This window comes from Mycobacteriales bacterium (genome assembly GCA_035504215.1).
Taxonomy (GTDB): Bacteria; Actinomycetota; Actinomycetes; order JAFAQI01; family JAFAQI01; genus DATAUK01.
Map to the genome: position 1 here is coordinate 1 of DATJSI010000002.1, position 12,706 is coordinate 12,706.

The 12,706-nt window shown below is 70.9% G+C and carries 12 protein-coding genes and 1 pseudogene; 12 read left to right on the forward strand and 1 reads right to left on the reverse strand.

Annotated elements, in window-relative coordinates; genetic code table 11:
- From VME70_00090 to VME70_00145, 12 genes and pseudogenes are all read left to right on the forward strand, one after another.
- A partial coding sequence (locus tag VME70_00090) for a glycosyltransferase (GenBank protein HTW18593.1) occupies positions 1-1,008 on the forward strand: 1,008 nt, incomplete at its 5' end.
- Between the two features lie 111 nt (positions 1,009-1,119).
- Positions 1,120-1,839, forward strand: a complete 720-nt coding sequence (locus VME70_00095; GenBank protein HTW18594.1) for a response regulator transcription factor — start codon at positions 1,120-1,122, stop codon at positions 1,837-1,839.
- 2 nt (positions 1,840-1,841) lie between these two features.
- Complete coding sequence (locus tag VME70_00100; GenBank protein HTW18595.1) at positions 1,842-3,419, forward strand: HAMP domain-containing sensor histidine kinase; 1,578 nt, start codon at positions 1,842-1,844, stop codon at positions 3,417-3,419.
- A gap of 33 nt (positions 3,420-3,452) precedes the next feature.
- On the forward strand, positions 3,453-4,625 hold the full coding sequence (locus VME70_00105; GenBank protein HTW18596.1) for a helix-turn-helix domain-containing protein: 1,173 nt from the start codon (positions 3,453-3,455) through the stop codon (positions 4,623-4,625).
- 80 nt (positions 4,626-4,705) lie between these two features.
- The gene (locus VME70_00110) at positions 4,706-5,647 is read left to right on the forward strand and encodes an ACP S-malonyltransferase (protein ID HTW18597.1); all 942 of its coding nucleotides are present in this window, start codon (positions 4,706-4,708) and stop codon (positions 5,645-5,647) included.
- Complete coding sequence (locus VME70_00115) at positions 5,644-6,615, forward strand: beta-ketoacyl-ACP synthase III (protein HTW18598.1); 972 nt, start codon at positions 5,644-5,646, stop codon at positions 6,613-6,615. Before VME70_00110 ends, VME70_00115 begins: the two co-directional genes overlap by 4 nt.
- A gap of 32 nt (positions 6,616-6,647) precedes the next feature.
- Positions 6,648-6,896, forward strand: a complete 249-nt coding sequence (locus VME70_00120) for an acyl carrier protein (protein HTW18599.1) — start codon at positions 6,648-6,650, stop codon at positions 6,894-6,896.
- A gap of 76 nt (positions 6,897-6,972) precedes the next feature.
- Positions 6,973-8,205 (forward strand): beta-ketoacyl-[acyl-carrier-protein] synthase family protein, encoded by a 1,233-nt coding sequence (locus VME70_00125; GenBank protein ID HTW18600.1) that lies wholly within the window; start codon positions 6,973-6,975, stop codon positions 8,203-8,205.
- A gap of 104 nt (positions 8,206-8,309) precedes the next feature.
- Positions 8,310-9,626: pseudogene (locus tag VME70_00130) on the forward strand (carboxyl transferase domain-containing protein).
- Complete coding sequence (gene fabG, locus VME70_00135; protein HTW18601.1) at positions 9,623-10,339, forward strand: 3-oxoacyl-ACP reductase FabG; 717 nt, start codon at positions 9,623-9,625, stop codon at positions 10,337-10,339. Before VME70_00130 ends, fabG begins: the two are co-directional and overlap by 4 nt.
- A complete protein-coding gene (gene fabI / locus VME70_00140; GenBank protein ID HTW18602.1) occupies positions 10,339-11,106 on the forward strand; it encodes an enoyl-ACP reductase FabI in 768 nt (255 codons plus the stop codon). The genes fabG and fabI overlap by 1 nt, the downstream gene beginning before the upstream one ends.
- Before the next feature lie 171 nt (positions 11,107-11,277).
- Positions 11,278-11,904, forward strand: coding sequence for a GNAT family N-acetyltransferase (locus tag VME70_00145; GenBank protein HTW18603.1), 627 nt, complete (start codon positions 11,278-11,280; stop codon positions 11,902-11,904).
- On the opposite strand, the gene VME70_00150 is transcribed toward VME70_00145, so the two are convergent.
- Complete coding sequence (locus VME70_00150; protein ID HTW18604.1) at positions 11,894-12,601, reverse strand: hypothetical protein; 708 nt, start codon at positions 12,599-12,601, stop codon at positions 11,894-11,896. The two genes, VME70_00145 and VME70_00150, sit on opposite strands and share 11 nt — an antisense overlap.
- Between the last annotated feature and the right edge of the window lie 105 nt (positions 12,602-12,706).

Below are 12,706 nucleotides of genomic sequence, written 5' to 3' on the forward strand. Positions count from 1 at the left end.
GTCGAAGCACGCATCACGATCGCCGACAGTGGCAGCACCGACTCGACCTGGCTGATCGCGAACCGGTTGGCCTTGGAGCTGCCCGGCATTCGTTTGGTCCGCCTTCCGGAAAAGGGTCGTGGCCGTGCGTTGCGCACCGCGTGGGAGTCGAGCGACGCCGCCGTACTCGCCTACATGGACGTGGATCTGTCGACCGATCTCGCCGCGTTGCTGCCCCTCGTTGCGCCGCTGCTGTCGGGCCACAGCGACCTCGCGATCGGCACCCGGCTGGCCAACGGTTCGCGAGTGATCCGCGGGCCGAAACGCGAGCTGATCTCGCGCGCCTACAACGCGATCCTGCGGACCGCACTCGGCGCGCGGTTCACCGACGCCCAATGCGGCTTCAAAGCGATCCGCGGCGACCTCGCCGCGGACCTGTTGGCCGGCGTCGAGGACCAGAGCTGGTTTTTCGACACGGAGCTTCTGGTGCTGGCTGAACATGCCGGCCTGCGGATCCACGAGGTGCCGGTCGACTGGACGGATGACCCGAACTCGACCGTCGACCTCGTGGCGACCGCGCGGGCGGACCTGCGCGGCGTGCTGCGGCTGCTCCGCGGCGGCCGGCTGGCCCACCAGGTCGGCGTGTTCAGCGCCATCGGGGTGCTCAGCACGATCGCTTACGTGGCTCTGTACGCCGCACTCCGCAAGCCGCTGGATCCGTTCGGCGCCAATGCCCTTGCGCTCGGCGTCACCGCAGTCGCGAACACGGCCGCGAACCGGCGGCTGACGTTCGGGCTCAAGGACCGGGCCGGCGCGCTCCGCCACCAGATCCACGGACTCGGTGTGTTCGCCCTCGCCCTCGCGCTCACCAGCGCAAGCCTCGGCGTGCTGCACCTGGTCAGCCCGCAGCCGGACCGCTGGGTGGAGGTCGGCGCCCTGCTGGTCGCCAACGCCGCAGCGACCGCCCTTCGGTTCGTCCTGCTCCGGTACTGGGTCTTCAAGGCGGCGATCGCCGACGCGGCGGGTTAGCTCGCCGGGCACACGACGTTCACAGGATTCTCACAGGGGGCGGCCAGAATGGGTTCAGTACGGCTGGCGACCATGGAGCCTACGAACGCTCCACCCGCTGTGAGGATCGAGATGAGCACTGAAACGGCAACCGTGGCGAAGGAAGCCCGGCTGCTCGTGGTCGACGACGAGCCGAACATTCTCGAGCTGCTGTCCGCGAGCCTGCGCTTCGCCGGCTTCGACGTGGCGACCGCAACCAACGGGAACGACGCGCTCCGCGTCGCCCAGACCTATCGCCCTGACCTCGTGGTGCTGGACGTGATGATGCCCGGACTCGACGGCTTCGAGGTGGTCCGGCGGATGCGCAAGGACGAGCAGCGCGTGCCTGTGCTGTTCCTCACGGCGAAGGACGCGACCGACGACAAGGTGGCCGGCCTGACGCTGGGCGGCGATGACTACATCACCAAGCCGTTCAGCCTCGAGGAGGTCATCGCCCGCATCCGCGCCGTCCTGCGCCGGCTCGCCAGCGTCGGTACACCGGTGCAGAGCCCTTCGCTGTCCTTCGGCGACATCGAGATGAACGACGACACGCACGAGGTCTTCAAGGACGGGCAGCCGGTCACGCTCTCGCCGACCGAGTTCAAGCTGCTGCGCTACTTCCTGCAGAACCCCAACCGGGTGCTGAGCAAGGCGCAGATCCTCGACCACGTGTGGAACTACGACTTCGGTGGCGACGCCAACGTGGTCGAGTCCTACGTCTCCTACCTACGGCGCAAGATCGACACGACCGAGCCACGACTGCTGCACACGATTCGCAGCGTCGGTTACGTCCTGCGCCAGCCGCGCGAGTAGCCGTGCGCAAGCTCCTGCGCTCCTTCAGCGGCGCCGCGGCCCGCACGCCGCTGCGGATCAAGCTGGTGGCCACCGTGCTCGCGCTCGCGGCGGTGGTGCTCACCCTTGCCGCGGTCACAGCGACGACGTCGCTGCACTCCTACCTGCTCGACCGGGTCGACGACCAGCTGCAGAGCGCAAGCCGTGGGATCACCAACGGCTTCGCCTTCCGCTCCGGTGGACCCGGCCCCGGCGGCTTCGAGGTGCACAAGCAGCGGCTCCCGAGCGAGTTCTACGTAGCGCCGTTCGGTCCCGACGGAGCACCGGACGGCAACCCGGAGGACTCGCCACTGTCCGCTCAGTCGCCGCCGCGTCTGCCGGCGCTGACCAGCAAGGAGATCGCGAACCTCGACGGACGTCCGTTCACGGTCTCGTCGATGAACGGCAAGGGCCAGTGGCGGGTCGTCGCCAACCCACTTCCGGACGGCACCGGCGCCGTGGTCATCGCGACCTCGCTGAGCGACCTCGACCACACGGTCAACCATCTGATCCTCGTCGAGGTGCTGATCGGTGTCCTCGCCCTCGGCGTCATGGGCGGCGGCGGCTACCTGCTGATCAAGCGGTCGCTCCGCCCGCTGGTCGAGGTCGAGACAACGGCCGCCGCAATCGCCGCCGGTGACCTGTCCCGGCGGGTGCCACCCGGCCATCCGCGCACCGAGGTCGGCCGGCTGTCGGGCGCGCTCAACGGCATGCTGAGCCAGATCGAGCGGGCGTTTGCGCAGGAACGCGAGGCGAAGCGCCGCGCCCGGGAGTCCGAGGACCGGATGCGGCAGTTCATCGCAGACGCGAGCCACGAGCTGCGCACGCCGCTCACGTCGATCCGTGGGTTCGCCGAGCTGCATCGCATGGGCGCAGCTCAGGACGACGACGAGGTCAAGCACATGATGCAGCGGGTCGAGAACGAGGCCTCGCGCATGGGCGGCCTGGTCGAGGACCTGCTGCTGCTCGCCCGGCTGGACCAGCAACGACCGCTGGACCACGAGCGGGTCGACCTTCTCGAGATCGCGAGCGACGTCGTGCACGACGTACGGATCGTCGCTCCCGAGCGCTCGATCGACCTCCAGGTGCACGCGAGCCAACCCCCGGTCGTGATGGGCGACGAGGCCCGCCTCCGACAGGTGGTGCACAACCTGATGGCGAACGCCCTCACCCACACGCCGGAGGGCACGCCGATCGCGGTGAGCGTCGCGACGACCGACGGCAGCGAGCCCGCCGCGGTGATCGAGGTGGCCGATGCCGGGCCCGGCCTGAGCCCGGAGCAGGCGGATCGGGTCTTCGAGCGCTTCTACCGCGCCGACACCTCACGCAGCCGCGACGCCGGCGGCGCCGGGCTGGGTCTGTCCATCGTCGCGGGGATCGTGGCCGCCCACGACGGTCGCGTGACCGTCGAGACCGGCGAGGGCGAAGGGACCGTGTTCCGGGTCGAGCTGCCGCTTGCCACGGATCCGTCCGGCGACGGCTCCGCCTCGCCGCCGGACGGGGCGGCGGCCGTCCCTTCGGACCAGCCGGCGGTCGTCGTCGCGGATCGGCCCGCCACCTGACACCGGGTCAGCGCTCCTGACATCCTCGGCGGCGTGGAGCCACCGGCCGGGCCGACGATCGCAGCCACCGCGCGCCGGATCGAGCGCGCCTCCGGGCAGCTGTCCACCCGGGCGCTGCGGGTGATGGAGGACAACCTGTCCTGGTTCACGACCATGCCGCCGCAACCTCGCTCGCTGGTCGGGCTGATCGTCCAGGCCGGCATTCGCGGTTTCGCGGACTGGTTGCGATCGCCGGGAGCAGGCTCTCGCATCACCGCCGACGTGTTCGCGGTCGCTCCCAGCGACCTGGCCAGTGTCGTAACCCTGGAGCAGACCGTCGAGCTGGTGCGGATCGCGGTGGAGGTCACCGAGGACGCCGTGGACGAGCTCGCGCCGCCACCGCAGCAGACCTGGCTGCGCGAGGCGACCTTGCGCTACTCGCGCGAGATCGCCTTCGCTGCCGCGCTGGTCTACGCCAGGGCGGCCGAGCAGCGCGGCGCGTGGGACGCGCGGCTGGAGTCACTCGTGGTCGACGCGGTCGTTCGTGGCGACGTCAGCGACTCGCTGCTCTCGCGTGCCTCGGCGCTCGGCTGGACCCAGCCGGAGCAGATCGTGGTGATGGCCGGGCGGGCGCCCGACGGCGACCCCGAGCGCGTCCTGATGCACGCCCGGCACCTCGGCCGCTCCGGTGGCGCGGACATCCTGGCCGGTGTCCAGACCGCCCGGCTCGTGGTGATCGTCGGAACCGGCGGGAAGCTCTCCCGGCTGACCAAGGCACTCCTGCCGGCCTTCGCACCGGGCCCGGTCGTCATGGGTCCGGTCGTGAGCGGGTTGGTCGACGCCACGCTCACCGTCCAGGACGTGTTCAGCGCACTGCGCGCCGCCGCGGCGTGGCCTTCGGCACCCCGACCGGTGAACAGCGACGCACTGCTGGCCGAACGCGCGATCGCCGGCGACGGTCGGGCTGTTCGTGCCCTGGTGTCCGATATCTTCCGGCCGCTCGAGGAGGACGCCGCGCTGCTTGCGACCGCGGATACGTTCATCCGCTGCGGCGGTGCGATCGAGGCCACGGCGCGGGAGTTGTTCGTGCACGCCAACACCGTCCGGTACCGGCTCCGGCGGGTCGTCGAGCAGTGCGGGCGCGATCTGACCAATAGTCGGGACCGCTATGTGGTCCAAGTGGCGATGACGCTCGGCCGGTTGGAACTCGGCGGCCCCGGTTTGTAGGATTCCTACAAAAGATCTCCGGGAAAGACTGTACGTGCCCGACCTGACTCGACGGCCCCTGACAGGCGAGGGTGGTTGGTGTGCTCGCGATTCTTGCGCCCGGCCAAGGCGCCCAACGAGAGGGCTTCCTGAGCCCCTGGCTGGAGCTTGACGGAGCCGCGGCGCATCTTCGCGAGCTTTCCGACGCCGCCGGCATCGACCTGGTCGCCGCCGGCACCACGATGAGCGACCAGCAGATCACCGACACGGCGATCGCCCAGCCGTTGATCGTGGCCGCGAGCCTGCTGACCTCCCGCCTGCTCCCCAGCCGACCGAACAGCGCCGTGTACGCCGGCCACAGCGTGGGTGAGTTTGCGACCGCAGCCCTGGCCGGTGTGCTCACGGACGTCGAGGCAATGCGGCTGGTTGCCACCCGGGGCGCCGCCATGGCCAAGGCGTCGGCGGCGCCGCGCGGCGGCATGACCGCGCTGCTCGGCGGCGAGGCCGACGACGTCACGGCCGCGATCGCCGCCGCCGGCGCGCAACCGGCGAACTACAACGCCAAGGGCCAGATCGTCGCGGCCGGCACGATCGAGGCGCTCGACCGGCTCGCCGTGGATCCGCCGGCCGGCGCCCGGCTCCGGCCGCTGGCCGTTGCCGGTGCCTTCCACACCGACCTCATGGCACCGGCACGCAGCGCGATTGCCGATGCGGCGGCCGGGCTCGACCCGGCCGACCCACACTCGGCGGTCCTCACCAACTCCGACGGCTCGGTGGTCGGCTCAGGTGCCGAGCTGCTGGAACGGCTGGTCACTCAGGTGTGTCTCCCGGTGCGGTGGGACTTGTGCATGAGGACTCTCGGCGACCTCGGCGTGACCGCGGCGATCGAGGTTGCGCCCGCCGGCACGCTCACCGCCTTGCTCAAGCGTGACCTGCCGGGCGTCACGACCCTCGCCCTGCGCTCACCGGCGGACCTCGACGCCGCCCGAGCGCTGATCGACGAGCACGGCACCGAGCTGGTCGACGTGGCAGGCACCCGATGAGCCGGGAGGTGGCGATGAAGGAGCCGGCCAGCCCCCGGCACAGCCGGATCATCGGCCTGGGTGAGCACCGCCCGGCGCGGATCATGACCAACGACGACCTGCCCGACACCCTCGAGACCAACGACGAGTGGATCCGGCAGCGGACCGGCATCGTGAGCCGCTGCATCGCCGCCGACGAAGAGACGCCCGTGACGATGGCGGTCGAGGCGTCGCGAAAGGCTCTCGCCGACTCCGGAGTCGACCCGACGCAGATCGGCATGGTCATCCTCGCCACCTGCTCGATGCTGCAGCCGATTCCCGGCGGGTCGGCACAGGTTGCCACCGCGATCGGCGCGGCCGGCGCGGGCGCCTTCGACCTCAACGCGGCCTGCGCAGGGTTCTGCTATGCGCTGGCGACGGCGTCCGACGCCGTCCGGCTCGGCTCCGTGGACTACGCACTCGTCGTCGGCTCGGAGAAGCTCAGCAACTGGATCGACTGGACCGACCGGTCCTCCGCGATCCTGTTCGGCGATGGCGCGGGCGCGGTCGTGATCGGGCCCTCGGACACCCCCGGCATCGGGCCGGTCGTCTTCGGCAGCGATGGAAGTGCGGCCCGGCTGATCGACATGTCGGAGTCCGACCGGCTGCGGCTGGACGGGCCGGCCGTCTTCCGCTGGGCGACGACCAAACTCGGCGACGTGGCGCTCGCGATCTGCGCGGCCGCCGGCGTCGAGCCCGCCGACCTGGCCGCGATCATTCCCCACCAGGCGAACCTGCGGATCATCAACGCGCTGGTCCGCCAGATCGGCGCCACCGATGCCGTCGTCGCTCAGGACATCGCCGAGGCCGGCAACACCTCTGCCGCGTCGGTCCCGCTCGCGCTGTCGCGGCTGCGCCGCGAAGGGGCAGTGAGCACGGGCGACCTCGCGCTGACCCTCGCATTCGGGTCCGGCCTGACCTGGGCCGGACAGATCATCACCGTTCCCTGACCCAACCCATCACAACAGGAGAGAGAAACCTCATGTCAGACCAGGACATCCTCACCGCCCTCGGCGAGATCGTTCAGGAAGCCACCGGCATCCCTGCCGACCGCGTCGTCCCCGCCGCGTCGTTCACCAACGACCTCGACATCGACTCGCTGTCGATGGTCGAGATCGCCACGATGGCCGAGGACCGCTTCAACGTCTCGATCCCCGACTCGGAGCTGAGCAAGCTCAAGACCGTCGGCGATGTCGTGGACTTCCTCGCCAAGGCGGGCGTGGCGGCGTAACCGCGCACCGCCAGAGCGAGTCAAAACCGGTGGACTGTGCCCGCCGGCCAACCGCAGACAACCAGGAGAGAATCACGTGAGCACTCGCGAGGTCGTGATCACCGGAATCGGTGCGACCACTCCGCTGGGTGGCGACATGGAGTCGACCTGGCGCGGCGTCCTGGCCGGCGCATCCGGCACCACCGTGCTCGAGGAGGAATGGGCCGCCGAGCTGCCGGTCCGGCTCGCGGCTCCGGCCGCGGTCGAGCCGGCCTCGGTGCTGCCGCCCGCGCGGCTGCGCAGCCTCGACCGCAACCAGCAGTTCGCCCTGATCGCCGCCCGCGAAGCGTGGAGCGACGCCGGCGGCCCGGAGGTCGAGCCCGAGCGGCTGGGGGCGGTGTTCTCGAGCGGGATCGGTGGGCTGATCACGGTCCTCGAGCAGTACGACATCCTCAACAGCCGCGGCGCCCGGCGGGTGTCGCCGTTCACGGTGCCGATGATCATGCCGAACGGCGCGGTCGCGGCGGTCGCGCTGGAGCTGAACGCCCGCGCCGGTGCACACGCGCCGGTGTCGGCCTGCGCATCCGGCTCGGAGGCGATCGCGGACGGCCTGGAGATGATCCGGGCGGGTCGTGCCGACGTCGTGCTGTGCGGCGGCTCGGAAGCAGTGATCCACGCGCTTCCACTGGCCGCGTTCGCCGCCATGCGGGCGCTGTCCGCGCGGCATGAGGACCCCAAGGGCGCCTCGCGGCCGTTCGACAAGCAGCGCGATGGCTTCGTGCTCGGCGAGGGCGCGGCGGCGCTCGTGCTCGAAACGCGCGAACACGCCGAAGCCCGTGGCGCGCGGATCTACGCCGTACTCGCCGGAGCGGGCATGGCCAGCGACGCACACCACATCGCGGCGCCGGACCCCGAAGGCGTGGGCGCGGGTACGGCGATGGCCGCGGCGATGAAGGATGCGGGCCTCGCGCCGAACGATGTCGGGCACCTCAACGCGCACGCCACCTCGACCCCGACCGGGGACATCGCCGAGGCGATCGCGATGCGCCGAGCCTTCGGCGCGCACACCGACGCGATCTCGGTCACGGCGACGAAGTCCTGCACGGGCCACCTGCTCGGTGCAGCGGGTGCGCTCGAGGCGGCGATCACCTGCCTGACCCTGCGCGACCACAAGGTCCCGGCGATCCGCAACCTCGACGACCCCGACGACGACGTCGGGCTCGACCTGGTACGGGTCACCACGCGCGACCTGCCGGCCGGGAGGGCGGCACTGTCCAACTCGTTCGGCTTCGGCGGACACGATGTCGCCCTGGCCTTTACGGAGGCGTGATGTCTTTGCTCGAGAGTCCTCCGATCCAGGTGACCAAGACGACCGTCGACGGCGAGGTCGACCGCGACCCGAGGCAGCGGCTGGCCGAGCTGCTCGGCACCGAGTCGATGCTCGTCCTGCACGGCGAGCCCGGCACCGGCGTCGTCACCGCGATCGGCGAGATGCACGGGCATCCCACCGTCGCGTTCGCCAACGACCCTGCGCTGCAAGGTGGCGCGATGGGCTCGGAAGGGTGCGAGGCGATCGTCGAGGCCTATGAGACGGCGATGCGGCACAAGGCCGCGATCGTCGGCATCTGGCAGTCCGGCGGCGCCCGGCTCGCCGAGGGCGTGGCATCGCTGAACGGCGTCGGCCGGGTCTTCGCCGCGATGACGCGCGCGTCCGGGCACATCCCGCAGATCTCGGTCGTGCTCGGCCCGGCCGCGGGCGGTGCGGCATACGGCCCCGCGCTGACCGACATCGTCATCCTCGGACCGGCCGGTCGGGTGTTCGTCACCGGTCCCGACGTCGTGCGCAGCGTCACCGGCGAGGACGTCGACATGGCACGACTCGGCGGCCCTGAGCCGCACGGCCGCCGCAGCGGCGTCGTCCACGTGGTGGCCGACAGCGATCTGGACGCGCTGAAGTCGGCGTCGGACATCGTCGGCCTCCTGGTCGACCGGCGACAGGTGACCCCGAGCGAGGACCGTGCGTTCGGCGAGCTGCTGCCGGAGTCGGCCCGACGCGCGTACGACGTCCACCCCCTGGTCAACCGGTTGCTGGACGAGCCCGGCGTCGAGCTGCACGCGAAGTGGGCCCCGAACATCGTGACCACACTCGGCCGGATCGGCGGCGGCAGCGTCGGCGTCCTGGCGAACAACCCGATGCGGCTCGGCGGCTGCCTGGACTCCACCAGCGCCGAGAAGGCCGCCCGCTTCGTGCGGATGTGCGACTCCTTCGGCGTACCGCTCGTCGTGCTGGTCGACGTGCCGGGCTACCTCCCGGGCGTCCAGCAGGAGTGGGACGGCGTCGTCCGCCGCGGCGCGAAGCTGCTGCATGCGTTCGCCGAGGCGACCGTGCCACGGGTCACGGTCGTCACCCGCAAGGCCTACGGTGGCGCATACATCGCGATGAACTCGCGAGCGCTCGACGCGACAAAGGTGTTCGCCTGGCCGGGCGCCGAGATCGCGGTGATGGGCTCCGTGGCGGCGGTCCGCGTGCTCAAGCGCCGCCAGCTCGCCGAAGCCCCGGAGCACGAGCGCTCGAGCCTGGAGAACGCGCTGGCCGCCGCGCACGAGGTCGAGTCGGGTGGTGTGAACCGCGCCGTCGAACTCGGCCTGGTCGACCAGATGATCGAACCGGATGAGACCCGCAGCATGGTGAGCGCCGTGCTCGCCGCCGAACCGTCCCGACGCGGAAGCCACGGAAACATCCCGCTATGACCGAGGCCACCGGGCGATCGGTCCTGGTCACGGGTGGCAACCACGGCATCGGCCTCGGCATCGCCCGACGGCTGACCGCCGCCGGCCACCGGGTGGCCGTCACGCATCACTCGAGCGGCGCACCGGACGGGTTGTACGGCGTCAAATGTGACGTGGCCGACCCGGCGTCGGTGAAGGAGGCCGTCGACGCGGTCGCCGCCGAGCAGGGCCCGGTCGAGGTGCTGGTCGCCAACGCCGGCATCACTCGCGACGGACTGCTGATGCGGATGCCGGACCAGGACTGGGACGACGTCATCGACACCAACCTGCGCGGCGCGTGGGCGGCGACCCGGGCCGTGATCCCGGCAATGGCCAAGGCGAGGTACGGCCGGCTGCTGTTCGTGTCGAGCGTGTCCGGAATGCTCGGCTCGGCCGGCCAGGTCAACTACGCGGCGTCCAAGGCCGGTCTGATCGGGCTGGCCCGCTCGGTTGCCCGGGAGTACGCCGCGCGCGGGATCACCGCGAACGTGCTCGCGCCCGGGCTGGTCGACACCGGGATGACCACCGTGCTCACGGACAGCCAACGCGACGACATCATCTCCCGCACGCCGCTGAAGCGGATCGCGAGCGTCGACGAGGTCGCCGCCGTCGCGGCATTCTTGGTCAGCGACGACGCGTCGTACGTCACGGGTGCGGTCATCCCCGTCGACGGTGGGTTGGGAATGGGGCATTGATGGGACTGCTTGACGGCAAGACGATCCTCGTCACCGGCGTACTGACCAACGCCTCGATCGCCTACAAGGTCGCGGAGATCGCCCAGGTCGAGGGGGCATCGGTCATCCTCACCGGCGTCGGGCGCAGCCTGTCGCTGACCACCCGGATCGCGCAGCGACTCCCCCAACCCGCACCCGTCGTTCCGCTGGACGTCACGAGCGAGAGCGAGCTCGAGGGCCTGGCCGCGGCGATCGGGGACCACGCCGAAGCGCTCGACGGCGTTCTGCACGCGATCGGGTTCGCGCCGCCGACGGCGCTCGGCGGCGGCTTCTTCACTGCACCGTGGGACGACGTCTCGACGGCGATGCACATCTCGACATACTCGCTGGTCTCGCTCGCCCGCGCAGCGCTGCCCTTGATGCCGAGCGGTGGCTCCCTGGTCGGGCTCGACTTCGACGCGACCCGCGCCTGGCCGGCGTACGACTGGATGGGCGTGGCGAAAGCGGGGCTCGAGTCCGCCACCCGTTACCTGGCCCGTGAGCTCGGACCGCGGGCCGTGCGGGTCAACCTGGTCGCGGCCGGACCGCTGCGCACGATGGCCGCCAAGTCGATTCCCGGATTCGACGAGTTCGACCAGGTCTGGAAGGAGCGCGCGCCGCTCGGCTGGGACGTCTCCGACACCACCCCGGCGGCGCGTGCGTGTGTCGCCTTGCTCTCCGACTGGTTCCCGGCGACGACCGGCTCGGTCGTCCATGTCGACGGCGGGGTTCACGCCGTCGGCGCCTAGTACACGATCTCGTTACTGAGGCGTTACGCGCGGGCTGAACCGCGCCACCTCCGCCGGCGTGGCATGAAGAGTGCCGACCTGCGACCGGGCCGGCATCCGTGCTGAACAAGGTCTGTCGGAGCTGTGACGCGCAACGAGCCGCGTCGGTAGGAAAGGGTCGGTCGCAAGGCCATGCACAACTCACACATTCACCTGGACATCGCCAGGCAGCGAGCGGAAGCGCTGCGCAACGAGGTGCACGCGCTACGGCTGCCGAGCGAGCATCGCATCACCATCCGGCCGCTCACGTTGCGTGACCGGGAGATCGTCACCGAGGTGTTCGCGGGCCTCGGACTCGAGTCGAGAATCCGGCGCTTCCACGGGCCGAAGAAGCGGCTGAGCCGAGCCGAGATCCGGTACCTGACCGAGATCGACCACCACGATCACGAGGCGCTGGCCGCCCTCACCCGCGAGGGACGCGGGCTCGGGGTCGCGCGCTTCGTCCGGCTGCACTCGCGTCCAGACGCCGCCGAGGTCGCGATCGCGGTCGTGGACGACTGGCACGGTCGCGGGGTCGGTACGGCGCTGATGCAGTTGCTCGGGCGACGGGCCCGTGCGGTGGGTGTCACCCACTTCACGGCCGCGGTCACGACCGAGAACACGGCAGTGCCGCGGCTGCTCAAGACGATCAACGCCGAGGTCGTTCACCAGAGCCGCCGAGGCACCGTCGTGCAGTACGAGATCGTCATCCCACCCGACGACGCGTCGGCCGACGGTCTCGTCGCCTGCGGCGTCGGCGGGGGACCAGCTACTGGCTGATCGTCCACGTGAGCGGCAGCGTCGCGGTCAATCCTTGGTCGGCGTTCGTCTGTGACGGATCCGGACCGACCGTGATGACGTACGTCGCCGTCCCGCCGGCCGCGAGGGCGGACATCCCGGGACCGGTCAGTCGCGACCCCGACAGGGTTGCCAGCGTGCCATCGGCGTCGGGCGCGGGGCATATGGCCGTCGTGCGGACCGGGAACAAGCAGCGGTAGTGCGCGCCGGGGGTGGCGTTCGCGATCGTCACATCGACCCGGCCGCAGAATCCGGCGAGGTCGGTGCCGGCGTAGCCGCCGTCGTCGCGGGCCGCAGCAGCAGAGCAGACACCGGCCTGAACGGCCGCGGACGACGTACCGATCGTGCCGACGTTGGTGAGCGTGATCGTCGTGGCGGTCGGAGCATCACCCGGCGCCTGGTCGCTGGCGCCGCCGAGGTCGTCGATCCGGTCACAGGCGATCCCGTCGCCGGGCGCCTCGGGTGACCCCATCGACAAGCAGGTGGTCGCGCCGACGCCTTCCTGCAGCTGCACCGCACTGCCGGTCGTGGCCGGGTTCGTCGCCGCGCCAGAGACGCCGCTGAGTGCACCGACGCTGCAGGCGCCGGCGGCCGCCAGCACGAGGCCGGGGGCGAACCCGCGGAAACGGCGGAGGCCGCGCATGGGACGGGAGCCGGAAGCTGGAAGCGGCGTGTTCATCGAACACCTCCTCGGTCGTCGCTACCCGATAGGTCGGCGTCGCGAGACCCACGAACGCAGAGGACTGCGCCCTCAAATGCGGAGGTAGTCCGACCTCACCCGGTT

Coding starts and splice junctions, on each gene's coding strand:
- VME70_00095 (HTW18594.1), top strand. CDS start 1,120: ATGAGCACTGAAACGGCAACCGTGGCGAAGGAAGCCCGGCTGCTCGTG.
- VME70_00115 (HTW18598.1), top strand. CDS start 5,644: ATGAGCCGGGAGGTGGCGATGAAGGAGCCGGCCAGCCCCCGGCACAGC.
- VME70_00120 (HTW18599.1), top strand. CDS start 6,648: ATGTCAGACCAGGACATCCTCACCGCCCTCGGCGAGATCGTTCAGGAA.
- fabG (HTW18601.1), top strand. CDS start 9,623: ATGACCGAGGCCACCGGGCGATCGGTCCTGGTCACGGGTGGCAACCAC.
- fabI (HTW18602.1), top strand. CDS start 10,339: ATGGGACTGCTTGACGGCAAGACGATCCTCGTCACCGGCGTACTGACC.
- VME70_00145 (HTW18603.1), top strand. CDS start 11,278: ATGCACAACTCACACATTCACCTGGACATCGCCAGGCAGCGAGCGGAA.
- VME70_00150 (HTW18604.1), bottom strand. CDS start 12,601: ATGAACACGCCGCTTCCAGCTTCCGGCTCCCGTCCCATGCGCGGCCTC.